Source organism: Micromonospora sp. NPDC050980, from assembly GCF_040653835.1.
Lineage (GTDB): Bacteria > Actinomycetota > Actinomycetes > Mycobacteriales > Micromonosporaceae > Micromonospora.
In genome coordinates this window covers 24434-49145 of record NZ_JBFAGS010000020.1, presented here as the reverse complement: position 1 = coordinate 49145, position 24712 = coordinate 24434, and the positions used below count along the sequence as shown (strand labels likewise).

The 24712-nt window shown below is 75.3% G+C and carries 22 protein-coding genes; 12 read left to right on the top strand and 10 right to left on the bottom strand.

What is annotated here, in order from left to right; translation table 11 throughout:
- Positions 1–3: 3 nt before the first annotated feature.
- Positions 4–549 (bottom strand): hypothetical protein, encoded by a 546-nt coding sequence (locus AB0H28_RS24595; RefSeq protein ID WP_358044541.1) that lies wholly within the window; start codon positions 547–549, stop codon positions 4–6.
- 74 nt (positions 550–623) lie between these two features.
- Between AB0H28_RS24595 and AB0H28_RS24590 the strand changes: the two genes are divergently transcribed.
- From AB0H28_RS24590 to AB0H28_RS24580, 3 genes are all read left to right on the top strand, one after another.
- Positions 624–1196 carry a TetR/AcrR family transcriptional regulator gene (locus AB0H28_RS24590; protein ID WP_358044538.1) on the top strand — a complete coding sequence of 191 codons (573 nt, stop codon included), beginning with the start codon at positions 624–626 and terminating at the stop codon, positions 1194–1196.
- Positions 1197–1325: 129 nt separating this feature from the next.
- Positions 1326–2228: a GNAT family N-acetyltransferase gene (locus tag AB0H28_RS24585; RefSeq protein WP_358044535.1), complete on the top strand. Its 903-nt coding sequence runs from the start codon at positions 1326–1328 to the stop codon at positions 2226–2228.
- Between the two features lie 83 nt (positions 2229–2311).
- Positions 2312–3241 (top strand): YegS/Rv2252/BmrU family lipid kinase, encoded by a 930-nt coding sequence (locus AB0H28_RS24580; RefSeq protein ID WP_358044532.1) that lies wholly within the window; start codon positions 2312–2314, stop codon positions 3239–3241.
- A 4-nt stretch (positions 3242–3245) separates the two neighbouring features.
- Here the strand turns inward: AB0H28_RS24580 and AB0H28_RS24575 are convergent, their stop codons facing one another.
- The gene (locus AB0H28_RS24575) at positions 3246–3506 is read right to left on the bottom strand and encodes a hypothetical protein (RefSeq protein WP_358044529.1); all 261 of its coding nucleotides are present in this window, start codon (positions 3504–3506) and stop codon (positions 3246–3248) included.
- A 10-nt stretch (positions 3507–3516) separates the two neighbouring features.
- Positions 3517–3915: a DUF2267 domain-containing protein gene (locus AB0H28_RS24570; RefSeq protein WP_358044526.1), complete on the bottom strand. Its 399-nt coding sequence runs from the start codon at positions 3913–3915 to the stop codon at positions 3517–3519.
- Positions 3916–4087: 172 nt separating this feature from the next.
- On the opposite strand from AB0H28_RS24570, the gene AB0H28_RS24565 reads away from it, so the two are divergent.
- From AB0H28_RS24565 to AB0H28_RS24555, 3 genes are all read left to right on the top strand, one after another.
- A complete protein-coding gene (locus AB0H28_RS24565; RefSeq protein ID WP_358044524.1) occupies positions 4088–4840 on the top strand; it encodes a dienelactone hydrolase family protein in 753 nt (250 codons plus the stop codon).
- 31 nt (positions 4841–4871) lie between these two features.
- A complete protein-coding gene (locus tag AB0H28_RS24560; RefSeq protein ID WP_358044520.1) occupies positions 4872–5336 on the top strand; it encodes a maleylpyruvate isomerase N-terminal domain-containing protein in 465 nt (154 codons plus the stop codon).
- A gap of 79 nt (positions 5337–5415) precedes the next feature.
- Positions 5416–6129, top strand: a complete 714-nt coding sequence (locus AB0H28_RS24555; RefSeq protein ID WP_358044517.1) for an RraA family protein — start codon at positions 5416–5418, stop codon at positions 6127–6129.
- A gap of 3 nt (positions 6130–6132) precedes the next feature.
- Here AB0H28_RS24555 and AB0H28_RS24550 read toward each other — a convergent pair whose 3' ends face one another.
- From AB0H28_RS24550 to AB0H28_RS24520, 7 genes are all read right to left on the bottom strand, one after another.
- Positions 6133–6759 (bottom strand): response regulator transcription factor, encoded by a 627-nt coding sequence (locus tag AB0H28_RS24550; RefSeq protein ID WP_358044514.1) that lies wholly within the window; start codon positions 6757–6759, stop codon positions 6133–6135.
- A complete protein-coding gene (locus AB0H28_RS24545) occupies positions 6756–7985 on the bottom strand; it encodes a histidine kinase (RefSeq protein ID WP_358044511.1) in 1230 nt (409 codons plus the stop codon). Before AB0H28_RS24545 ends, AB0H28_RS24550 begins: the two co-directional genes overlap by 4 nt.
- 9 nt (positions 7986–7994) lie before the next feature.
- Positions 7995–8438 carry an ABA4-like family protein gene (locus AB0H28_RS24540; RefSeq protein WP_358044508.1) on the bottom strand — a complete coding sequence of 148 codons (444 nt, stop codon included), beginning with the start codon at positions 8436–8438 and terminating at the stop codon, positions 7995–7997.
- The gene (locus tag AB0H28_RS24535; RefSeq protein ID WP_358044505.1) at positions 8435–9367 is read right to left on the bottom strand and encodes a hypothetical protein; all 933 of its coding nucleotides are present in this window, start codon (positions 9365–9367) and stop codon (positions 8435–8437) included. The genes AB0H28_RS24540 and AB0H28_RS24535 overlap by 4 nt, the downstream gene beginning before the upstream one ends.
- Before the next feature lie 101 nt (positions 9368–9468).
- Positions 9469–10656 (bottom strand): DNA polymerase IV, encoded by a 1188-nt coding sequence (gene dinB / locus AB0H28_RS24530; RefSeq protein WP_358044502.1) that lies wholly within the window; start codon positions 10654–10656, stop codon positions 9469–9471.
- Between the two features lie 93 nt (positions 10657–10749).
- Positions 10750–13935, bottom strand: a complete 3186-nt coding sequence (locus AB0H28_RS24525; protein ID WP_358044499.1) for a penicillin acylase family protein — start codon at positions 13933–13935, stop codon at positions 10750–10752.
- A gap of 266 nt (positions 13936–14201) precedes the next feature.
- Positions 14202–15335, bottom strand: coding sequence for an N-acetylmuramoyl-L-alanine amidase (locus tag AB0H28_RS24520; protein ID WP_358044496.1), 1134 nt, complete (start codon positions 15333–15335; stop codon positions 14202–14204).
- 213 nt (positions 15336–15548) lie between these two features.
- Here AB0H28_RS24520 and AB0H28_RS24515 point away from each other — a divergent pair, with 213 nt between their 5' ends.
- From AB0H28_RS24515 to AB0H28_RS24490, 6 genes are all read left to right on the top strand, one after another.
- Entirely contained in the window at positions 15549–17324 is a 1776-nt protein-coding gene (locus AB0H28_RS24515; RefSeq protein WP_358044494.1) for a hypothetical protein, read from the top strand.
- Between the two features lie 231 nt (positions 17325–17555).
- Complete coding sequence (locus AB0H28_RS24510; protein ID WP_358044490.1) at positions 17556–19199, top strand: serine/threonine-protein kinase; 1644 nt, start codon at positions 17556–17558, stop codon at positions 19197–19199.
- A gap of 53 nt (positions 19200–19252) precedes the next feature.
- A complete protein-coding gene (locus AB0H28_RS24505; RefSeq protein WP_358044487.1) occupies positions 19253–20194 on the top strand; it encodes a hypothetical protein in 942 nt (313 codons plus the stop codon).
- Between the two features lie 72 nt (positions 20195–20266).
- Positions 20267–21280 (top strand): hypothetical protein, encoded by a 1014-nt coding sequence (locus AB0H28_RS24500; protein WP_358044484.1) that lies wholly within the window; start codon positions 20267–20269, stop codon positions 21278–21280.
- Positions 21281–21494: 214 nt separating this feature from the next.
- Positions 21495–22745, top strand: coding sequence for an MFS transporter (locus AB0H28_RS24495; RefSeq protein WP_358044481.1), 1251 nt, complete (start codon positions 21495–21497; stop codon positions 22743–22745).
- Positions 22746–22793: 48 nt separating this feature from the next.
- Positions 22794–24656, top strand: coding sequence for a transketolase (locus AB0H28_RS24490; protein WP_358044478.1), 1863 nt, complete (start codon positions 22794–22796; stop codon positions 24654–24656).
- Positions 24657–24712 lie beyond the last annotated feature (56 nt).

The window sequence follows — 24712 nt, the reverse complement described above, 5'->3', positions numbered from 1 at the left end:
GCCTCAGGTGCCGCGCGGCGCGCGCTTCGGGAAGACGGTGTAGGCCACCGGCCAGAACACCAGCCAGGCCGCCATGGCCAGGGTGAGCCGGCCGGCCCACGCCCACAGCTCGCCGGTCCGCTCGGCGTCGCCGACCAGGGCGATGCCGCCGAGCAGCACGGCACAGGCGACCGCCCAGCCGATCATGCCCTTGCCCCACTCCCGCCACTCGTGCCGGGCCCGGGCCCAGCCGTAACGGGGCGCGCGGCGCGGCGGCGGGCCGCCGGCGAAGCGGTGCGCGAACCGCTCGTCGGCCCAGCGGACCATGCTGTGCCCGAACGCGACCGAGAAGCCGAGGTACGCCGCGGCGAGGCCGTGGGCGAACGTGGCGGTGCCGCCGCCGCGCAGGTCGACGACGGTGGCGGCCAGCAGGACGAGGTCGACGGCCGGCACGGCGAGCAGCAGGGCGGCGCCGAGGCGGGGCCGGCGCAGCGGATACCGGGCGACCAGCCCGGCGGCCAGGAACAGCCAGAAGGCCACCTCGCACGCGACGATGACTCCGACGAGCATGCGACCTCCCCGTTTTAGTACGCTGTGCGACAAAGATTCTAGCAACCGCCGCCCATCAGCCGTCGGAGAGGCCCGTGCCCAAGATCGTCGACCATGACGCCCGCCGCGCGGAGCTGGCCGAGGCGATGTGGCGGGTCGTCTACCGCGACGGCGTCGGCGCGGCCACCGTCCGCAGCATCGCCGCCGAGGCCGGCTGGTCGCCCAGCGCCCTGCGCCACTACTTCGCCACCCAGACCGAGCTGCTGGTCTTCGCCATGGAGCACGTGATGGCGAAGGCGACCGAGCGGTTCACCGCCGAGCGCCGGACCGGCACCGTCCGCGACGTCGTCCAGGGGATGCTGGAGGAACTGCTGCCGCTGGACCGGCAGCGCGTCCGCGAGGCCGAGGTGTGGCTGCTGCTCGCCGCCCGGGCCCGGGCCGACCCGGCGGCCCGGAAGCGGATGACCGAGGCCGACGACGGCGTACGCCGCGCCGCCGAGATCGCCGTCGCCCAGCTCACCGGCGAACGGTCGCCCGACGAGGCGGCGGTCGCCCGCCTGCACGCCCTGCTCGACGGCCTCACCCTGCACGCGCTGCTGCACCCCGACCGGCTGCCCCCGAACCGGATGCGCGAGCTGCTCGCCACGCACCTCGACCAGATCGTTTGATACGCTCCGCCGGCGTCCTCGATCAACGTACGGAGGTGAGAGCCATGACCACCACAGTCCTGTGCTCCCACCCCGCAGCGAGGACGCCGCGGTCCTGAACGGGAGCACCATCGCCTCCGGAAGGACCCCATGACCGATCTGGTCATCCGCCCGCTGCACGCGGGCGAGGAGGAGCTCTACTATTCGCTGCCCGATCCCGCACTGGTGGGCCGGGCCGCCTTCGGCGACCCGTACCGCATCGCCGACTACCGCCCCGAATGGACCTGGGTCGCGCTGCGCGACGGCACGGTCGTGGCCCGGGCGGCCTGGTGGGGCGGCCCCGACGACGACCAGCCGCTGGCGCTGGACCACTTCGACTTCACCGACCGGGACGCCGCTGTCGAACTGCTGCGCACCGCGCCGTTCCGGACCGAACACGAGCTGCGGGTACCGCCCGGCTGGCGGGCCGAGCCGGCCCTGCGGGCGGCGGGCCAGGCCCGGATCAACGCGGCCGTCGCGGCCGGCATGTCGGTGCTGGTCGAGCGGTACCGGTACCGCTGGACACCGGAGTGCGGGCTGCCCGACCGTCCGGGTCGCCTGGAGTTCCGGCCGGAGCCCGACGACGGGGTGATCCTCGACGTGCTGCGCCGGATCACCGAGGGCACCCTGGACGCGCACGCCCGGCGGACGGTGGCCGGTTCCGGCGTCGAGGCCGCCGCGAAGGAGGACTTCGACCTCCTCACCTGGCTGCCGAGCCCACGCGACTGGTGGCTGCTGGCGTACACCGCGCACGGCGACCTCGCCGGTCTCACCGTGCCGGCCCGCAACCACACCGACCCGGTCGTGGCCCTCGTCGCCGTGCTGCCCGGGCAACGCGGCCGCGGCTACGCGTACGACCTGCTGGTGGAGGCGACCCACCGGCTGGTCGAGACGGGTGCCGACCGGATCGTGGCGGCCACCGACCAGAGCAACCACCCGATGGCCGCCACGTTCGCCCGGGCCGGCTACCCGGTCGACCTGGAACGCGTCGACCTGGTCTGGCCCGCCGGCTGAGCGCGAACATGTTAAGCGGGCCCCCCTGTACAACAAAAAGCGATAACAGGGGGCCCTTCCTTGCAGCGGATAGGGTCGCAACCGTGCGGACCAAGCAGGAGCTGTCGGCGGCGATCCGGGGACGACGGCGGGCGGCGCTGGTGGTCAACGCGCACTCCCGCCGGGGCCGCCGGCTCCACGACACCGTCCACTCGCGCCTGCGCGCGGCCGGGTTCACGCTGCTCGGCACGTTTGCGGTGGACCGGCCGGGTGAGCTGGACCGGGCGCTGGCAGAGGCGGCCGACCTCGGCCCGGACCTGCTGGTCACCGGCGGCGGCGACGGCACCATCGGCGCGGCGGCGCGGCTGCTCGCCCACCGCGACGTCGCCCTGGGCCTGCTGCCGCTGGGCACCACCAACAACTTCGCCCGCACCGTCGGCGTCCCGCTCGACCTCGACGCGGCGATCGCGGTGCTCACCGACGGCAAGGTGATCGACGTCGACCTCGGGCTGATCGGTGGCACCCGGTTCACCAACCACGTCGGGATCGGCCTGTCCGCCGACATCATGCGGGCCGCGCCGCCCCGGCTGAAACGCGCCGTGGGCCGGCTGGCCTACCCGCTGACCGCGTTCGGCCTGCTGACCCGGCACCGGCCGCTGCGGGTGACCGTCCGGGCCGAGGGACAGGAGCACACGTTCACCACGCACCAGGTGTACGTGGCCAACGGCGGGTTCCACGCCGGCCGGCCGATCACCGCCGACGCCGACGCCGACGACCGGCTGCTGGTCGCGTACCCGGTGGGTGGGGCGAGCCGGCGCGGGCTGCTGCGCGAGACGGCGCGCAACGCCGTGGCCGGCCGCCGCCGCACGCTGCGCGACGAGCCGTTCCTGGCCGTCCGTCAGCTCTGGCTGGAGACCGACCGGCCGGCGAGCATCGAGGTCGACGGCGAGCCCTACGGGCGGACGCCGGTGCGCATCGGCCTGGACCCGAACGCGCTGCGGCTGATGGCCCCGGCGGACAGCCCGGACCACTGACCGGTCACACCCAGCGTTCCTCGTCGGGCCGCGGGATCTCCTGGTTCTGCTCCACCGCGTCGGCCGGGGCGAGGTCGTCGCGGACCGACTCGCCCAGGCCGGCGCGGTCGCTCGGTGGGCGCAGCACACCCTGCTCGGCCAGGTCGGCGTCGGTCGCCTCCGGCACGGCGTCCGTCACCCGGTCGGCCGGGCCGACGACCGTCTCGTCCTGCCGCTGCTCCTGCGCGTCGGCCTCCGGCGGGCGGCGCAGCGCGTCGTCGCTCATCGCACCACCCTCACGCCGGGCGCCGGGCGACCGGCGCGCTCCGGTCGACCACGTCGCCGTACTCGGCCGGGAGCTGGGTGACGGCCTGCGCGTAGGCGGCCGGGTCGACGGCGTCGCGCAGCACGTCGAAGACCGCGGTCACCCCGTCGCGGGCCGCCGCGGCGTCGACGTCCGCGCGTCCGCCGACGCGCGTCACGAACTCGTCGAGCCCGAACCGCTCGGCGGCCTCCGCCGGGCCGAACGCGTACGCCCGCAGCGCCTCCGGGAGCCGGTCGGCCAGGTCGCGGGCCTCCCCGCCGTCGATCCGCTCGGCCAGCGTGGTCAACGTGGCCCGGGTGAGCGCGGTGGCCTGCTCCGCGGACGCGCCGCAGCGCATGGCCACCGCGCCGATGAACTGGTCCTGGTCCATCTCGCCGCCTCCCTCTGCCGGGACAGCGGGATTCCCGCGCTCGGCCGGCGCAAACTGTCCACCGACCGCGCCGGCCGGGTGGTGGCTCTCCCGCCGGCGGCCCCGAGGTGCCGCGCGGCACCGCCGGGAGTAGCGTGCGCTGCGGAAAGACCACAGCGAGGAGGTCGGGACAGTGCAGTCGGCGAACGTGGACGTGCCCACCGGCGACGGGACGGCGGACGCCGTGCTGGCCCGGCCGGACTCCGGCGGACCGTTCCCGGGCGTCCTGCTGTTCATGGACGCGTTCGGGCTGCGGCCCCGGCTGGTCGAGATGGCCGAGACGATCGCCGCCCGCGGTCACGTCGTGCTGGTGCCCAACCTGTTCCACCGCTCCGGTCGCACCCGGCCGGTCGACATGTCCGCGCTGGCCGACGACAGCCGGCGCGCCGAGCTGTTCGAACGATTCGGGCCGATGATGGCCGCGCTGACGCCGGACGCGGTGGCCCGCGACACGGCCGCCTACCTCGACTTCCTCGCCGCCCAACCGGACGTCGCGCCCGGCCCGGCCGCGATCACCGGCTACTGCATGGGCGGCACGAACGCGCTGCGGGCGATCGAGGCCCACCCGCACCGGATCGCCGCGGTCGCGGCCTTCCACGCCGGCCGGGTGGTCACCGACGCGCCGGACAGCCCGCACCTCGGCGTCGGGGCGGTGACCGGCGAACTCTACTTCGGCCACGCCGACCAGGACGCCTCGATGACCGCCGAGCAGATCGCCGTCCTGGAGAAGACCCTGGACGCGGCCGGCGTCACCTACCGTTCCGAGGTCTACCCGGGCGCCCACCACGGCTACACGCAGGCGGACACCCCGATGTACGACGAGCGGGCCACCGAGCGGCACTGGGCCGCGTTGTTCGATCTGCTGGACCGCACGTTCCGAGGCTGATCCGTCCGGCCCGCCCGGCCACAATGGTGCGGTGGCCGTCGAGCTGCTGCCGATGATCGCCACCGAGCGGCGCCGCGCGGCCGACCTGATCGACTCGCTCACGCCGGCCCAGCTGGACACGCCCAGCCTCTGCGGCGCGTGGACCGTGCGCGACGTCGCCGGGCACCCGGTGTCGCCGCTTGTCCAGTCGCCGTGGGCGCTGCTGCCGCTGCTGGTGGGCGCCGGGCTCCGGCCGCACGTGGCGAACGCGCGGCTGGCCCGGCGGCGGTCCCCCGGCGAGCTGGCCGCCGCGCTGCGCGACCGTGCCGAACACCGGTTCCGCCTGCCCGTGGTGGGCTGGCACGGCCAGCTCACCGGCCTTCAGGTGCACCGGCAGGACATCCGCCGTCCGCTGGTGCGCGGCCCGGGCGAGGCGTTGCTGCTCGCGTTGACCGGCCGCCGGGTGGTGCTGGCCGACCTCACCGGCGACGGCGTGACGAGGCTGGCCGGCCACTGACCGACACCGCGACGGCCGGCAGGCCACGGCGACGCAACTGGCACCTGCCGCCGCCGGCCCGGCTGGTTAGCGTCGGCCCATGGACACCGACCACACCACGCCGGCCGGGCGGTTCGCCGCGCTGACCACCGCCCACGTCGCCGACGCCTGCCTGCGGGCCGGGGTGCCGGTCCGCTGCGCCCCGGCCGGCGTACGCCCGCTGCGGGCCGGGTGGCGCCTGGCCGGGCGGGTGCGCCCGGCCCGGCACGCCGGCAGCGTCGACATCTTCCTGGAGGCGATCGACCGGGCGGCGCCGGGCGACGTGCTGGTGGTCGACGACGGCGGGCGCACCGACCGGGCCTGTGTCGGCGATCTGGTCGTGCGGGAGGCGCAGGCCGCCGGCCTGGCCGGTCTGGTGGTGTGGGGCGCGCACCGGGACACCGCGGAGCTGACGGCGGTCGGGCTGCCCGTGTTCAGCGTCGGCGCCACCCCGACCGGGCCGCTGGCGCTGGACCCGTCCCCGGCCGGGGCGCTGGGCTCGGCGCGGGTCGGCAGGTGGACGGTCGACGCCGGTGATCTGGCCCTGGCCGACGACGACGGCGTGCTCTTCGTGCCCGCCGACGCCGCCGGCGAGCTGTTCGACCTGGCCGGGTCCATCCGGGACACCGAGCGGCGGCAGGCCGACCGGATCAGCGGCGGCGAGTCGCTGCGCGGGCAGGTCCGTTTCGGCGACTACCTGGCCGCCCGGGCCGCGGACCCGGCGGTGACGTTCCGGGCGCACCTGCGGGCGGTGGGCGGCGCGGTCGAGGAGTGAGGCTCAGCCGCCGCGGGCCCACAGCGCCAGCCGGACCCGGTTGGGGCTGGCGGTCTTGGTCATCAGGCTGGTGATGTGGGTCTTCACCGTGGTCACGCCGATGTGCAGCCGCTCCGCGATCTCGGTGTTGGACAGCCCGTCCGCCACCAGGGCGAGCACGTCCTGCTCGCGGGCGGTCAACTCGGCCGTGCGCCGCGGCGTGTCGGCCCGGGCGCGCACCGCCCGGTGGACCAGCCGGCGCAGCACCTCCGGGCTGAACGGGCTGTCCCCGGCGGCGGCTCGCCGGACCCCGTCGAGCAGGTCGGCCGGCGGCGCGTCCTTGAGCAGGAAACCGCAGGCGCCCGCGGTCAGGGCCGGGTAGAGATGGTCGTCGTCGCCGAACGTGGTCAGCACCATGATCCGGGTGGCGGGCCGGTCGGCGAGGATCCGGCTGGTCGCGCTGATCCCGTCGACGCCGGGCATCCGCAGGTCCATCACCACCACGTCCGGGCGCAGCCGGGCGGCGAGGGCGGCGGCGTCCCGGCCGTTGTCGGCCTCGCCGACGACCTCGAGGTCGGGCTGGGCGTCGCAGAGCATGCGCAGGCCGGCCCGGATGAGGTGCTGGTCGTCGACCAGCAGCACCCGGATCACGCCGGCCCCGGCGTGGCCGGGCGGGGTGCCGGCGGCCCGGCGGCGGCGAGCCGTTCCGGCGCGTCCGGCGGCAGGACGGTACGCACCCGCCAACCGGACCCGGTCGGCCCGGCCTCCAGCTGCCCGCCGAGCACCTCCACCCGCTCGCGCATCCCGACCAGGCCGTGACCGCCGCCGGACGGCACCCCGGCCGGCGCGGCGCCGCACCCGTCGTCGGACACCGTCCAGTGCACCGCGCCGTCGACGACCGACACGGTCAGCCGGGCCCGGGCCGCCGTGCCCGCGTGCTTCGCCACGTTCGTCAACGCCTCCTGGGTCAGCCGCAGCACCGCCTGGCCGCGGACCGCGTCCAGCGTGCCGACGGCCGCGTCCACGTCGGCCTCCACCACGACCCCCGCCTGCCGGGCCCGGTCCACCGTCGCGTCGAGCGCCGCTGGCAGCGCCGCCGGCTCGATCACGGTCAGCGCCGCGTCGCCCGGCACGCCGTCGGGGTGGCGCAGCACCGCGACCAGCCGGCGCAGGTCGGTCAGCGCCGCCGTGCCGGTGCCGTGCACGTCGTCGAAGACCGCACCCACCCGTGGATCGAGGTCCGGCAGCACGTGCCGGGCCACCCCGACCCGCAGCACCATCGACGCGACGTGGTGGGCGAGCACGTCGTGCAGTTCGCGGGCGATGGCGCTGCGCTCGTCGGCGCGGGCGGCCCGGCTCTCCGACTCGCGCCGGCGCTGCTCCGCCGCGGCCCGCTCCTCGGCCTGCCGGCCCAACTCCCGGGTGGTCCGCACGACCAGCCCGAGCAGCAGCGGCAGGCCGACGGTGACGGCCAGCCCGAACAGCCCGGTGAGCGCCTGCCGGACCGGGTCGCCGACCAGGTCGGTCAGATCGACGGCGATCAGCAGCCCGGCCGCCAGCCCGAACGTCCGCGGCCGGCTGGCCCGCATGGTCAGCTCCAGCAGCGCCCAGCTCGCACCGACCTGATTGATCATCACGTCGTCGACCAAGCCGAACGCCGCGACCAGCAGGGCCGACTGGACCAGCAGGTTCACCAGCGGCCGGCGGTGGCACAGCAACGCCACGGCGAACGCCGCGAGCGCGAGCAGCCACTGCGTCGCCGTCGGCCCCGGCCGGCCGTGCGCGCCGACGACCAGATAGCCGACGCCGCTGAGATCCAGCAGCAGCATCCGCGCGAGCGTGTCCCGCGCGTCGAACAGCCGCCCCACCCAGCCCACCGGGTCAGCCTAGGCAACCGGGGCGACCGCGGCCACCGGCCGTCGCCACCGCTGCCGCAGTCCGAGGTGGACCCCCAGGCCGAGCGGGCCCAGCAGGATGGTCAGCACCAGCACCGGGGCGGTGACCAGGGCTGGGACGCCCCGCTCCCGGGCGTCCTGCCAGATCCACCGGCCGACGAAGAGGTCGAAGGCGATCATGTGGGCCCAGGCCGCCGCCGCGCCGTCGGCGGTGCCGAGCAGCTCCCGCAGGCCGTCCAGCGTGGGCGCGGTGACCACCGGCAGCACCGCGCCGAGCGCCGGCAGCACCAGCAGCGCGTACACCAGCAGCACCGGTGCCACGATCAGCGGCGAGCCGACGACGCGCGCGGTCCACGACCAGCGGGGCGTCAGGATCATCAGCGCCCAGAACGGCGCGGCGAGCGCGAACGTCAGACCGAACAACGCGGTGCTCATCCGACCAGCACCACCCGGGCGGCGCGGGAGGAGCGGGCCAGCACCAGGCCGGCGGCCGTCGCGGTGGCGAGCGCGAGCGCCGCCGCCACGGCCAGGGTGAGCCCGTCCGGGCGGGACAGCGGCTGCCCGCGCAGCGCCTGCCAGGTGAGCAGCAGCGTGACGGCGGCGTACGCGGCGCCGCCGACGAGCACCAGCCGGGCCCGGGTCACCTCGTCCAGCCGGGCGCCGAGGAACCGGTCGAGCAGGATCGCCAGCAGCGGCAGCGCCTGCAACGCGTGCAGCCCGACGAAGTGACCGACGCGCAGGTCGCCACCGGTGGTGCTCCAGCCGACCAGCGGCAGGCCCGGGCCGCCGTCGGGTACGCCGACGCTGTGCGCCCCGTCGACCCCGGCCGGCGTACCGGCCGGCCGGCGCGCCACCATCGGGACCGCTACCAGCATGCCGAGCAGCGACACGCCGAGGCCGAGGCGCACCGCGTACCCGCCGGCCCGGTCCGGCGTGCGCCGGCGCAGCAGGGCGACCGCGAGCGCGACCTGGGCCAGGAAGAGCACCATGATCGCCGCGCCCATGACGTCGAACAGCGCCGCGTTCAGCGCGGTGGAGACGTTGAAGTGGCTGGTGGTGCCGCGGATCACCTGGGCGACGATGACGACCATCTCGACCACCGAGACGGCCACGATCACGGTGGCCGCCCGTTCCGCGAGCCGGCTGCGGGTCGGCAACAGGGACAGCATCCAGGCGAGCGTCACGCCGTAGAGCACGAACGAGATCGCGAACTTCAACGGCTTGAGCCAGGCCGGCGCGCCGGTGAGCACCCGGGGATCGGCCACGACGCCGACCGCGGCGACGACGGTGAGCACCGCCATCGCGGACACGAGGAGCATCAGCGGGCGGTGCCATCCGGCCGCCCGGTTCCACATGGTAGTCATGCCTGTAGATGCTGGTGACGCGCTTGCCCGCGCGCGCCCGACCGGAGGCCGCGGTCGCGGCCACCGGTGCGGGGCACGTCTCCTACCGCGGGAGGAGGCGTTCAGGCCGGCAGCCGGGGCATCTCCATGCCCGGATCGCGCCCGAGCAGCACGCCACGGGTCAGCGCCCGCGAGCCGAACCGGTCCCGCACGGCGTCGACCGCGGCATCCAGCGCCGGCCCCGGCCCGGCGATGAACGGCAGGGTGAGTTGGGTGTGCCCACCGTCCAGGTTGCCCACCGAGACGCCCAGCAGGGTGACGCCGCACCGCTCGATCTGCGGCAGCGCGGCGCGCAGCAGCGCCCGGGCGGCGGCCCGTAGCGGCGCGGTCTGCGCGGTCGGCTTGTCTAGCGTGTGCGAGCGGGTGGCCCGGGTGTAGTCGGCGAAGCGTAGCCGCAGCGTCACCGTGCGCCCGGTGCGCCGGGCGTCGCGCATCCGCCCGGTGACCCGGTCGACCAGCCCGGCCAGCACGGCGTCCAGCTCGGCGGGGGAGTGCGGCGCGCGGCCCAGCGCGTGCTGCGCGCCCATCGAGGAGCGGCGGCGACCCACCTGCACCGCCCGCGGGTCACGGTTGTGGGCGAGGGCGTGCAGGTGCCGGCCGGTGCCGGCGCCCAGCAGCGACACCAGGGCCGGCTCGTCGAGGCGGGCGACCTGCCCGACGGTACGCAGACCGCGCTCGCGCAGCCGGCCGGCGGTGACCGGGCCGACGCCCCACAACCGTTCCACCGGCAGCGGGTGCAGGAAGGCCAACTCCCGCTCCGGCGCGACGACCAGCAGCCCGTCCGGCTTGGCCACTCCGCTGGCCACCTTGGCGAGGAACTTCGTGCGGGCCACGCCGACGGTGATCGGCAGGCCGACCTCCCGGCGGACCCGCCGGCGCAACTCGGCGGCGATGCCGGCCGGCGGCCCGACCAGCCGCCGCAGCCCGCCCACGTCGAGGAACGCCTCGTCGATGCTGAGCCCCTCGACGAGCGGGGTGGTCTGCCGGAAGATCTCGAACACCGCGCGGCTGGCCCGGGTGTAGGCGGCCATCCGGGGCGGCACCACGACGGCGTCCGGGCAGAGCCGCCGCGCCTGCCGACCGCCCATCGCGCTGTGCACGCCCCGCGCCTTCGCCTCGTAGCTGCAGGCCAGCACCACGCCGCCGCCGACGATCACCGGCCGGCCGCGCAGTCGCGGGTCGTCGCGTTGCTCGACCGAGGCGTAGAACGCGTCCAGGTCGGCATGCAGGATGGTGGCCTCGCCCGACACCCGGCCATCATCGCACACACGTTCGAATCACGCGGGTTGACCTGCCCGGACCCGGCCGGCCGGCGGGTGGACTCCGCCGGCCGGCCGGGCGGGTCACCGCCCGTAGACCTCGAACTCGTAGAGCGAGAACCCGTACGAGGTGGCCCGCTCGACCCCGTACATCCGCACGTAGCGGGCGTTGACCGGGGCGAAGGTGACGTTGTCGACGCCACCGTTGCCGGTGGTGGTGGCGAACACCGGCGTCCAGGAGCTGCCGTCGCCGGAGACCTCGATCCGGTACGACGTGCCGTACGCCGCCTCCCAGCGCAGCACCGCCCGGCTGACGGCACGGGTCGCGCCGAGGTCGACGCGCAGCCACTGGTTGTCCTTGTAGCTGCTGGCCCACCGGCTGCCCAGGCTGCCGTCGACTGCCTTGGCGGGGGTGTAGCTGGTCAGGAACTGGGTGCTCGACGCGGTGGCCGGGCGGCCCTGGGCCAGGTTGGTGACGTCGTCGCCGCGGCGCGCCGGGAACGACACCACCTGCTGGTAGGTGGGCCGGTTCTGCCAGGCGATCAGCGGGTGGGTGATGCCGCCCAGGCCGGACTGGGCGATCGAGTCGGCGCACCACTGGTCACCGGCGGAGCAGGACTTGTCGCCGGGGTAGACCGTGCTGGCCGGCGCGGCGGCGGCCTGGCCGAGCGCACCGAGCAGCGCCGTCCGGCAGGCGCCGAGGTCGCCGTTGCCGCAGTACGCGCGACCCAGCCCGCCGGCCACCGGGTCACCGAGCACGGTGCGCACGTCCTTGTCGACGTAGCCCCACCAGCCGTGCTGGAACGACGAGCCCTTGTGCGCCTGGCCCTGCGACGCCCAGCTCGCGGTGCCGTCGCGCCCACCGTTCTGCCCGCCCGACGGCGCCTCGTTGACCTCGATGGCGTCGACGAGCGCGGCGTAGAGGTCGGGCCCGAGCCCGGGACGGAACTCCGCCGAGGCCAGCAGCGGCCACCAGGCGTCGAAGATCCGGATGGCGTCGGCGTGCTGGTAGACCTTCGAGCCGGGCGACGTCTCCACCCGCCGGGTGCCGGCCTGCTGCCAGGCCCGCAGCTTGCCGACCGCGTCGGCCAGCGCCGGGTCGGTGACCGGCGCGCTGTCCAGCACCCGCAGCAGGTCGGGCAGGACCTGCTGGCCGCGCAGGTCGGTCACCGCCGCGTCCGCCATGATCTTCACGACGTCGGCGCGGCCCAGTTTGCGTTGGGCGATCGCGGCGCGCACCGGCCCGTCGAGCAACTGACCCCGGTGTACGGAGCCGAAGCTGAAGTTGCCGTCGGCCGCGGAGAAGTCCCGGGCCTGCTTGTTGTTCCAGCTCACGTAGTAGTCCTGGTCGACCGACTGCGGGTGCGCCGAGGCCGGGGTGTAGCTGGCGTCGTTGGTGTCCGGGTTCCAGCCGGCCCACTCGTACGCCGGCTCGGCCTTCGTCGGCAGGTTCGGGTCGGTGACCGGCGACCGGACCGGGTTCGAGCCGGAGTTGAAGTACGCCGCCTGGGTCGAGTTGACGTAGAACCAGTTGAACGCGTAGCCGACGCTGTTCGCGGACGCCTGGAACGCCGTCGCGCTGCCCATCGCCGACGGGTCGTTGAACGCCTGGAAGCCGATCGCCGAGTCGGCCTCGTGCCGGTAGGTGGAGCGGAGCTTGGTGAACGCGGTCGGCTGTCCGTTCACCAGCCCCCGGTAGGCGACCAGACCGTACTTGGTGCGCAGCGCGCGCAGCGTGTAGGAGCCGGCCGGGGTGGAGTCGGCGAGTGTCGGCGTCCAGGAGTTGCGTTGCTCCAACGTCTCCATGGCGAGGCACTGCCCGTGGTAGAGGTAGCGGTTGGTGCGCAGCGTCGGCGCGCTGCCGTCGGTGGTGCACAGCGGCACCGCGTACGTGTCGGTGAGGTCCTGCGAGGCCGACGTCGCGCTCCACGCGTAGTCCTGGCCGCGGCCGAGCAGCACGTAGAGGTTGAGCCCGGCGAACGCGGCGCCGCGGGCGCTGATCCCCGGCCCCTGCAACTCCTGGAGCATCAGCAGTTGCGGGGCGAAGTAGCCGGTCTGCGGCCCGAACACGGCGACCGGGTTGCCGGTGGTGGTGTGCCGGCCGGAGACCACCACCGCGTTGGACATGCCGTGCGCGCGCAGGTTGGCCAGGCCGCCGAGCAGGTCCTTGGTGGCGGTGCTGGCGCCGGTGCGGGCGGCGGCGCCGCCGGTGGCGTCGTAGGCGAGCGGCTCGGCGACCACGGAGCCGGCGTCGGGCAGCACCGCGCTGGTCGCGCCGGGCGGCGTCGCGCCGTACGGGAAGCTCTGCCCGTCGTGCAGGGTGAGCACGGTCTCCGGGTCGTTCTGGGAGCGGAACGCCGCCCACACCTTGTCGCCCTCGCTTGTGCCGTACTTGGCCCGGGCGGCGACCCGGACCAGCGCGGACTGGATCTCGCTGCCACCGCCGCCGCCGAACAGGCCGCCGATCACGCCGGCGGTGGCGATCAGGTCGGTCATCGTGAAGTGCTTCGGCTTGCCGGCGCCGGCGAGCACGTACTCGCCCGGGTAGTTGTCGTCGGCGATCGACTTGTCGATGTAGGCGTTGATGCCGGCGATGTAGTCGACCACGTCGGTGTAGAGCTGCTGGCCCCGGGCGCCCTTGGTGCGCAGCGCGTCCACCTGGGCCTGCAGGTCCGCCTCGGTGTAGGGCGAGTTGGCCCAGACGCTCTGCTCCAGCTCCCGGTTTCCGGGGGCGCCGCCGGCGAACGAGGTGACGTTGCCGCGGCCGACGTGCCGCAGCAGGTCCATCACCCAGAGCCGGTCCTGGGCCCCGGCGTAGCCGGCGCCGAACATGGTGCCGCCGCGGGTGGTGCCGGTGACGTGCGGGACCCCGGTGGCCTTGTCGCGCACGATGGTGACGTCCGGGCGCGGCGAGACGGTGCTCTCGACCTGCGCGGCCGGGACGCCGAACGAGGAGTCGTTGTAGAAGTGGGCGATCTGCTCGTCGGTCAGCCCGGCGTAGTTGTAGACCAGGTTCGCGTACTCGTCGAGCTGGTCGCTGGAGTGCGCCGGGCGGGTGCCGAGCGCCTGGTGGGCCAGGATGGCGACGAGCGTGGCATTGCCGTTCTGGCCGGGGGGCAGGATGTCGGCGCACTGGCCGAGGCAGTAGTCGTTCGGGGCGAACGTGGTGGCCGCGAGCGCCGGTGTCGGCGGGGTGACGGTCAGGACGCTCGCGGTCAGGGCGGCGGCGGTGAGCGCCGCGAGCCGGGCACGAAGTGGGCGACGGGGCATGGCGATTCCTCCGGGGACGCGGAGTCGGGCCGATCGGTTCGCCCGGCGGTCGGTGCCGACGTCTCGCCCTCCGCGCCCGGGCGTTCCACCCGGAGGTGAGAATGACTCATATCTATCTCCGGGCAATGATCGAGGGCGGACCGCCGCTCGGGATAGCCGTCGTTCACCAGCCGTGAATGCCGACCTTTCGCCCCAGGCTGGGTCCGGACGCGACGGTGGGGGCGGCGTCGTTGCCGCCCCCACCGTCCGCCCGGGCCGGTGCGCCGTCAGTGCTTGCGGAACGACTGGCGCACCACACCTCCCACCAGCGCGCACCAGGTGGTGGTGCTCAGCTTCCCGGTAGGCGGCAGGCCGTGCAGGCGTTGCAGATCCTTCACCGCGGCCCGGGTCGCGTGGTCGTACTCGCCGCTCGGGGTGACCTCCGGGTAGCCCTTGGACGCGAGCATGAACTGCGCCGCTACCACCGGCACACCGGTGTCGCGCTGGTCCAGCTCCGGGGCGAGCGTCTCCCAGGTGGGGGCGGTCAAGGTGGCGTCGACGTCGACCGGGATGCCGTTGCGGGCCTGCCAGTCCTGCACCGCCGCGACGGTGGCCGCGTCGAACACGCCGGTGACCGGCACGGTGTAGCCGCGGAACGTGAGCAGGTACTGCGCGACCCGGACCACCGGGCCGCCGACGAAGCGCCAGATGTCCGGCCAGCGCCGCGCCGGCACGTCACCCAGGTGGGTGCCCAGCTTCTTGAACACCCGGCGCCGCACCGCCGGGAACTCGCGGTAGAACGTCGCGCCCGGGCACTGGGTCTCCCGGAAGTCCCAGTGGCCGAAGATGTCGTGCGCGTGCAGCCCGTACTGCCGGCAGACCGCGGTGCAGAGCCGCACCAGCCCGTCGATCAGCTCCTCCGGCGGGGCCTCGGTGACGTAGGTGCCCTCGTTCTCGATGCCGATCGCCCGACCGTTCTCGCCCGGGCAGTGCGCGGCGATCATCTGCCGGTCGCCGGCCGCCAGGCGCTCCAGGCTGCCGTGCCGTCCTTCCAGGACGTGACCGCCCCGGCTCACCGTGAAGTGCTGCCCGGTGTCCGACCAGCCGTTGCCGTCCATGTGCAGGTCCTGGCAGTCCCGGGCGAGCTGCTCGGCGTGTTCCTCGGAGTAGTCGGTGACGTTCGGGAAGGCCATGTGGTGCAGGATGATCTTGTTGGTGGGGATGGCGCTGACCGACAGCGGGCCCGCCGGCGGGCGGGCGGCCCACTCGTCACAGCTGATGATCCAGTCGAGGTCCGGGCCCGGCGCGGCCTGCGCGGCGGCGGGGAGGGCGAGCTCGGTCCCGACGACCGCGACCGTCGCGGCGCCGAGCCCGGCCCGCAGCAGCGTGCGGCGGTCCAGCTCGGGGTGGTCGAAGTGCATGGCATCTCCTCGATGACCCGACCGACGTCGGGCGATGTAAAGGAACTCCAATGGCAGCGCGCAAAGTGGAGAATATTGCCACGACTGCGCGGTGCGCCAGAGGACAAAAGCCACCGGGCCGCCCGACGTGAGTGGTCCCGCCGGCGCGGGCGGGGAAGGCGGAGCGGACCGCCCGTAGGGTGGACGGGGCGGTCTGGACGGGGGAGGCGTGTGATGGGTGGTGCGGCTCGGGCCGACCGGCGCAGTGTGCTCGCCGCCGCGGGCGGACTGGTGGTCGCCGGGATCGGCGTACCGGTCGGGCTGGCCGTCACCCGCGACCGGCCGCCACCGCCCCGCGGGCGCCGGCCGATCAGCATGGCCATGCACCTGCACGCCTCCTTCAGCGAGGGCGTCGCCAGCTACGCCGCCCACCTCGACCAGGCCCGCCGCAACGCCGTCGACGTGCTCTGGTGGACCGACCACGACTTCCGGGTGGCCGCGCACGACCACCGCCGCGCCGTGCGCTTCGACGGCCCGCAGGAGCTGGAGGGCGAGCTGGCCTGGACCTGGACGTCGGCCACCGACGGGCGGCTCACCGACTCGGCGGCCGACTTCGTCGCCGCACCCGACGCCCCCGGCCGCGCGCTGCGCCTGACCGCTACCGGCGCCGGCACCCACTGGTACGCCGGCAAGGCGTGGAACTGGACGCACACCGGCAACATCTCCGACACCACACTGCACCTGGACGTGCGGCCCGAGTCCGCCGGCCCGGACGCCACGCTCACCGTCGAGGTCGCCCTGTCCCACCACCCGGCCGGACCCGGTCGACCCGCCGGCCAACTGGTGCTGCGCTACCGCCTCGGCGCGGCGGCCACGCCCCGGCACACCACCGACGGCCGGCACGGCACCGTCGACCTGCCCGCCCCGACCGGCGCCTGGCGGCGGCACACCTTCGACCTGCTCGCCGACGTCCGGCGGCTCTGGCCCGACCTGGTGGCCGGCGACAACTCGCTGCGCGGGCTGCGCCTCGGTGTGACCGTCGCCGGCGGCGCGCGCGGCGCGTACCTGGTCGACGGGCTGGTCTTCGACCGGGCCCGGCGCGCCGGGCAGGGCGGGGAGCGGTTGCGCGCCGAGGTGCTGCGCGGCTACGCCGGGGCGTACCCGGGGGTGACCCACCACCGGGCGTACGAGGTGTCGATGGTGCGCCACCTCAACTGGTTCGGCGGCGACGGCACGTTGCCGCGCTTCCCGTCCCCGCCCTACCGGGACAACGACGTCGACGCCACCGAACGGATGGTCGAGTTCCTGCACGCCCACGGCGGCGTGGTCTGCTGGAACCACCCGCTGGACGTGGAGCGACGTGACTCGCTGGCCCGGCTGCTGGTGGCCCAGCACGGGCTCGGCGCAGACCTGATCGAGATCGGACGGCGCCCGGTCGAGGACCACCTCTGGGCGTACGACGTGGCGGCCCGCAACGCGATCCCGCTGACCGCCGTCGGGGTGACCGACGACCACGACGGCACCGACTGGCGGGCCGGGCGGGACCGGTGGATCACCTCCGTCTGGGCCGCCTCGACCGGCCGCGACGACCTGGTCGCGGCGCTGCGCGCCGGGCAGGCGTGGTTCGCCGACCTGGTCGGCTACCGGGGCGCGCTCGACCTGGAACTCGGCGGTCGCAGCGCGATGGGCGCGTTGCCGACCGTCGCCGGCGACACCGTCACGGTACGGCTGCGCGCCACCGACCTGCCGGCCGGGGCCACCGTGGAGGTGGTCACCGGCGAGGTCGACCTGGCCGGAGCGGCGGACCCGACACCGGCGATCAGGACCGGACAGGTGCCGTGGCGGCAGGTGCGGCAGGGCTGGCACGACCTGTCGGTGCGGGTGGGCGGCGGCGCATACGTGCGCACCCAGGTGCGCGACCGCGACGGCGACATCGTCGCGGCGAGCAACCCGCTGTGGCTGCTGCGCCAGGCCCCGCCCCGGGGCGTCCCCGCGGCCCGCCGCTTCTGACCGGTGCCGCCCGGCCGGCTGCGGGGTTGCGCGGGTCTGCTGCAGTGGCGGTGTGTCCGCTACCGACCACCCGCCGCCCGGCCCCGTCCTGGCGGGACACCTCCGGTCCCGGCCCGCCGTCCGGCGTGCGGAAGCGTCCGTTGCGCCGATGGCCGGCGGCGCCGACGCGACCAGAATGACAAGCGAGGCGGCAACCGTCGGCCGTCCCGGGAGCGCGGTGGGGTTCGTCGCATGAGCGGCTGGCAGCTGTCCGGCTACACGCCGGTTCGTACGCTCGGCTCCGGGGCGTCGGGCAGCGTCGTGCTCGCCACCCACGACGCCACCGGCACCCCGGTCGCGATCAAATATCTGGTCCGCGACCTCGGCGCCGACTCCGCCTTCCGGGCCGCCTTCCGGGACGAGGCCCGGCTGCTCGGTGAGGTCGACGACCCGCACGTCAGCCGGCTCTACGAGTACGTGGAGTCGCCCCACGGCGCGGCCATCGTGATGGAACTTGTCGACGGCGTGTCGTTGCGGCAGATGCTGCGCGCGCACGGAGCGACCACACCGGAGGCGGCGTTGTGCGTGCTGAAGGGCTCGCTCGCCGGGCTCGCCGCCGCGCACGCCCACGGGGTGGTGCACCGCGACTACAAACCGGAGAACGTGCTCGTCACCGGCACCGGGTCGAGCAAGCTCGCCGACTTCGGCATCGCCATGCCGATCGGCCAGGGCTCGGACACCACCGTCTCCGGCACGCCCCGCTACATGGCCCCCGAGCAGTGGACCGGCGCTCCGGCCAGCCCGGCCTGCGACATCTACGCCGCCACCGCCACGTTCTTCGAGTGCCTCACCGGGCAACCCCCGTATCCGGGTCCGGGTCTGCTCTTCCTGCGCGACCAGCACGCCACCGCGCCGATCCCCACCGACCCGGCGCCCGCCGAGGTGCACGAGCTGCTGCGGCACGGGCTGGCCAAACGCCCCGACGACCGGCCGCAACCGGCTCAGGTCTTCCTGGCCCTGCTGGACCGGGTGGCCGGCGCCGGATACGGCGCGCAGTGGGAGGAGCGCGGGCTGCGCGAGCTGGCCCGGCGGGCAGCTCTGCTCGCCGCGCTGTGGCCGTTCCCCGACCGGGCGGAGGGCGCGACCGCGCTGGCCGGCACCGCGCTCGGCACCACGACCGGCCGGGGCGGCCGGTCCCGGCGGGGCCGCAAGCGGGTCGTGCTGGCGGCCGGCGCCCTGGTCGCCGCGGTGCTGGTCGGCGGCGCCGGCTACAGCTACGCCGCCCGCGACACCCCGGCCCCCGCCGCTGCACCCGGCGGCCCGACGCCGGCCGGTTCCGCCCCCACCGCGCCGGCCCCGACGGGGACCGCGCCACCGGCTGCCACCCCCACCCCGTCCGCCGGGCCGCCCGCCCTGCCCACGCCGCCGACGGCCACGCCGTCCACCACGCCGGACGCGACCCGGGCGCCGACCCGGCCCCCGGTACGCACCAGTGCGCCGACCCCCACCCCGTCGCGTCGCACCGCGCCGCCGCCCCCGCCGGACGTCACCGCGCCGGTCGTCGGCGGCGTCGGCGCCGACCCGGGTCAGCTCGAACCGAAGGGCTGCCCGTTCGGGGTCCAGAGCAGCACCGTCACCGCCACCGTCACCGACGACCGCGACGCTCCGGCCACCCTGACGGTCACCTTCCGCTACACCCTCGACGGCGCCACCGGGACGGTCCGGATGGCCGCCGCCGGGCGCGGCGTGTTCACCGGCACGCTCGGTCCGCTGGCCGCACCTAAGCAGAGCAGTCGCATCCCGATCCACGTCACCGCCGTCGACGCCGCCGGCAACGCGGCCACCTCGGCGAAACCGGTGTACGTGACGCTTTACCACTACTGCACCCCCGGCTAGGAGTACGACGTGCCCGCTGCCCAGCACCGCGACCCGGACCGGGGACGGCCAACGTGACCCGGCCGGAGGAGCCCACCGTCCACCTCGTTCCGCCCCGGCCACCGGTCGACACCGACGCCACCGCGCCGCTGACCGTCGACCCCGCCTCCGAGGCGACCGCGCACCTGGCCCGCCCGCAGGCGGCCCCCACGGCCGGAACCGCCGCGACGGCGCACCGCGCCGACCCGGCCGCGCCCGTCCCGGCCGGCGCGGAGCCGACCGTGCCGTTCGGTGCACCTGCCGCGGGCGGCGCGGAGCCGACCGTGCGCTTCGGCGGTGCCGCCCCCGGCGGACCCGAGTCGACCGTCCACCTGGACTCGCCGCGGCGGCCCGATGGACAGCCAACCGCCGGGTACCCGCCGACGGCCACCGGACCGATCGTGCCGACCGCGCCCGCCGGGGCGTACCCGCAACCGACGGCGCGGGCGGTGAGCGGCGGGTTCGGGCCCGCGCCCGGCGGTGAGCTGCGCTTCGGTCCGGGCGTGCCGGCGACGCCGCCGCCGGCCCCGCCCTGGCCGGTCGCACCGCCGGCCCGCCCGCCGCGCCCGGTCTGGCGCCGGATCGTCTCGGTCCTGTCCACAGTGCTCACCGCGGCGCTGCTGGTGGTGGTGGGGCTCTACCTGTGGCAGCGGCTGCGGCCGTTGGAGATCGAGCAGGTCTCCGTGGCCGTGCCCCGGCCGGCCGGGGTGGCCTGCGACGTGACCGTCGACGTGGTCGCCACCGTGCGCACCAACGGGCGGGCCGGGACCATCCGCTACCAGTGGTTGCGCTCGGATGCGCCGCCCGGCGCGCTGCTGCGCGAACGGGTCGGCAGCGGGCAGCGGACCGCCACGCTCACCCTCAGGTGGACGTTCAGCGGAGTCGGCGCGACCACCGGGACGGCCACCGTCAACATCGTCGAACCGACACCGATCCAGGCCGGCGCCCGGGTCGGCTATCGCTGCCCGCGCGGCTGAGCGTTTCCCCGCGCTCCGGTGCGGGTAGGGCCCCCCGGTACGACCCTGACATCCCTGCGTGGAGGCCCTTCGATGAGAGACAACTTCGGTGACGCGGTGGGCGACGCGTTCCGTTCGGTAATGCTCTTCCTGCCCAAGGCGGTCGCGTTCATCGCCATCCTCGTCGTCGGCTGGCTGGTCGCCAAGGCCGTGCGGAAGCTGGTGGACAAGGTCCTGGAGCGGGTGCACTTCGACCGGGCCGTGGAACGTGGCGGCATCAAGACCGCGCTGGCCCGTTCGAAGTACGACGCCAGCGACATCGTCGCGAAGCTGGCCTACTACGGGGTGCTGCTGGTCACGCTCCAGCTCGCGTTCGGCATCTGGGGCCCCAACCCGATCTCCGACCTGATCGCCGGCGTGGTCGCCTGGCTGCCCCGGGCGTTCGTCGCGATCGTCATCGTGGTGGTGGCCGCGGCCATCGCCCGGGCGGTGAAGGACATCATCTCCAGCGCCCTCGGCGGCCTGTCCTACGGCCGGGTGCTGGCCAACCTCGCGTCGGTGTTCATCCTCGGCCTCGGCGTCATCGCCGCGCTCAACCAGATCGGCGTCGCCACCGCGGTGACCACGCCGGTGCTCATCGCGGTGCTGGCCACCGTCGGCGGCATCCTGGTGGTGGGCGTCGGCGGCGGTCTGGTCCGGCCGATGCAGAGCCGCTGGGAGAGCTGGCTGACCCGGGCCGAGGAGGAGTCCCGGACCATCGCCACCCACGCCCGCGCCTACCAGGCCGGCCGGCGCGACGTGGCGGCCCGGCTCGCCGCGGACCGCGAGGCCGAGCCGATCCGGCCGGTGGCCGGCGACACCGAGGCCGACCGCACCCGCCCGGGGCCGGCGTACCCGGACCCGGCCGAGTCGACCCAGGTGCTGCCGACGCGGGCCGCCGACGACACGACGCCGGCCGCCGGGGAGACCACCCAGGTCATCCCGTCGCTCGCCGACTCCGAGCGCACCCAGCCGACCACGCCGCGCCAGCCCACCGCCGAGCAGGCCGCGGACAGCGAGGAGACGATGGTCATCCCGCAGGCGGACGCGGACAGGTTCCGCCGCTGAACCGAGCGGGCAGCGAGCGGGGCGGGATCCGATCGGGTTCCGCCCCGCTCGCCGTCCCGGGCGGCGAGCCGAGGGACCACGGGCGGACGACCTCGCGGCTAGGATCGTTCGCATGACCTGGCGATGTTGATGCCCGCCTGAACGACGGGGCCGCGGGCCACCGCGGACACCACGCACTGCGACCGGTGTCCGTCTAGTCCCGTGGGAAGGCCCCATGCTCGTCGCTCCTGCCCGCGTGCCCGCGCCCCGCCGCCTCGCGGCGACGCTCTACGGCTACGCGTTCCTCACCGACCTCGTCCTGCTCTACCCGCTCTACGTGCTGCTGTTCGCCGACACCGGGCTGTCGGTCGGGCAGATCTCCTCGCTCTTCGTCCTCTGGTCGACCGCCGGCATCGTGCTGGAGGTGCCCTCCGGGGCGGTGGCCGACGCGCTGTCCCGCCGGCTGCTGCTCTGCCTGGCCCCGCTGCTCGCCGCCGCCGGCTTCGCGCTCTGGGTGGCGCTGCCGTCCTACCCGGCGTTCGCCGCCGGCTTCCTGCTCTGGGGCGCCGGCGGCGCGCTGCGCTCCGGCGCGCTGGAGGCGCTGGTCTTCACCGAGCTGGACCGGCTCGGCGCGGCCGACCGGTACGCCCGGCTGATCGGTCGGGCCCGCACCGCCGAGGTGCTCGGCGCGGTCGGCTCCGGGGCGCTCGCCGGGCCGGTGTACGCGCTCGGCGGCTATCCGGCGGTCGGCGCCGCCAGCGTGCTGACCTGCCTGCTCGCCGCCGCCGTCGCGGCCCGCTTCCCGGAGCACCGGTCGCCGGTGGCCGGTCCGTCGCCGGTCGTCGACGCGGGCCGGCCGGCGGCGGCGAACGCGGACTCCCCGCCGCAGAGGCGGCCGACCGGGGATGAGCGCGGCTGGTGGGACAGCCTGCGCGGCGGTCTCGCCGAGGTGCGGGCCGACCGCGCGGTCCGCGTCGCCGTGCTGCTGGTCGCCGGCGTGGCCGCGATCTGGGGTGGGCTCGACGAGTACACCGGGCTGCTGGCGCGGGACACCGGCGTCGCCGAGGCGACCGTTCCGCTGCTGCTCCTGCTGGTGTGGGTCGGGATGACCGTGGGCGGGCTGCTCGCGCCGCTGGGCGAGCGGCTGTCCCACCGGGGTCACGCCGGCCTGCTGGTGCTCGCGGCGGCGGCGACGGCAGGCGGGGCGCTGCTGCGCCACCCGGCCGGCTTCCTGCTGCTGGCGCTCGCGTTCGCCGCGTTCCAGCTCGCCACCGTGCTCGCCGACGTGCGGTTGCAGGCGCGGATCACCGGCGACGCCCGGGCCACCGTCACCTCGCTGGCCGGGATGGCCACCGACCTGACCACCGTCGCCTGCTACGCCGGGTACGGGCTGCTGGCCGGTGCGCTGGGCAACCCGGCCGCGTTCGCGGTCGCCGTGCTGCCGTACCTGCTGGTGGCGTTCTGGTTGCTCGCCGGTCGGGGATGACTCGGCCGAAAAGGAAAAAGCCACCGCATTCACGACTACGGTGGCTCCGTGACCCTGGAAGCAGAACGCACCCTGCACGACGAGGACCTGACCGGGCTGGCGGAGCTGGCCGCGCAACTGCGGGTCGACGCCATCCGGTGCAGCACGACGGCCGGCTCCGGCCACCCCACCTCCAGCCTCTCCGCCGCCGACCTGCTCGCCGTGCTGATCGCCCGGCACCTGCGCTACGACTGGTCCTACCCGGGCAACCCCGGCAACGATCACCTGATCTTCTCCAAGGGCCACGCCTCACCGCTGCTGTACGCGGTGTTCCGGGCCGTCGGCGCGATCAGCGAGCAGGAGCTGCTCGAGACGTACCGGCGGGCCGGCTCGCGCCTGCAGGGCCACCCCACCCCGGTCCTGCCGTGGGTCGACGTCGCCACCGGCTCACTCGGGCAGGGCCTGCCGGTCGGGGTGGGTGTGGCGCTGGCCGCGCAGTACCTGGACCGGTCGCCGGCGCGCGTCTGGGTGCTCTGCGGCGACAGCGAGACCGCGGAGGGCTCCATCTGGGAGGCACTGGACAAGGCCGGCCACTACGGCCTGCGCAACCTCACCGCGATCGTCGACGTCAACCGGTTCGGCCAGTGCGGCCCCACCGAGCTGGAGTGGGACCTGGACACCTACCGGCGGCGGGTCGAGGCGTTCGGCTGCCGGGCGATCGTGCTCGACGGGCACGACCTCGGCGCGGTCGACGAGGCGTACCGGCAGGCCCGCGACGGCACCGGACCGACGGTGCTGCTGGCCCGCACGGTCAAGGGCAAGGGCGTGCCCGACATCGAGAACGACCCGTCCTGGCACGGCAAGCCGCTCGATCCCGAGCTGGCTGACCGGGCCGTACGGGCGCTCGGCGGGCCACGGCGGATCCGGGTCACCGGACCGAGGCCGCTCGGCACGCCACGCGCCGAACCGGTCGGGCCCCGCCGCCCGGAGCTGCCCCGCTACGAGCGCGGCACGAAGGTCGCCACCCGGGACGCCTACGGCGACGCGCTGCGCGCCCTGGGCGCCGCCCGGCCGGACGTGGTCGCCCTCGACGGCGAGGTCGGCGACTCCACCCGGACCGACCGCTTCGCCGCCGCGTACCCGGACCGGTTCTTCCAGATCTACATCGCCGAGCAGCAGCTCGTCGCCGCGGCCGTGGGCCTGGCGGTCCGTGGCCGGCGGCCGTTCGCGGCCACCTTCGCCGCGTTCTGGTCCCGGGCCTACGACTTCATCCGGATGGCCGGCATCTCCCGCGCCGACATCGCCCTCGTCGGCTCGCACGCCGGCGTGGAGATCGGCCCGGACGGGCCGTCCCAGATGGGGTTGGAGGACGTCGCCGCGCTGCGCGCCGTGCCCGGGTCCACGGTGCTCTGCCCGGCCGACGCGGTCTCCTGCACGGCCCTGGTCGCCCAGCTGCCCGACCGCCCCGGCGTGGCCTACCTGCGCACCACGCGCGGGGCGTACCCGGTGCTGTACGCCGACGGCGAGGCGTTCCCGATCGGCGGCAGCCGGGTGGTGCGCGCCGGCGGCGACGTGGCGCTGCTCGGCGCCGGCGTCACCGTGCACGTCTGCCTCGCCGCCGCCGACGAGCTGACCCGGGAGGGGATCGACGCCCGCGTCGTGGACCTCTACTCGATCAAACCGGTCGACCGGGACCGTCTGCTCGAGGCGGTCCGGGACACCGGCGGCCGGCTCGTCGTGGTGGAGGACCACTACCCGGAGGGCGGCCTGGGCTCGGCCGTGCTGGAGGCGCTGGCCGACCTGGCCGAGCCGGTCCGCGTCCGGCACCTCGCCGTGCGCGGCGTGCCCGGCTCCGGCACCCCGACCCAGCAGCTCGACCGCGCCGGGATCGGCGTGCACGCGGTCGTCTCCGCCGCCCGCACCCTCGCCTGAGGTGCAAGGAGGGGCCCCTTGTTAACGCATTCCGCAGAGCAGGGGTCCCTTATTAA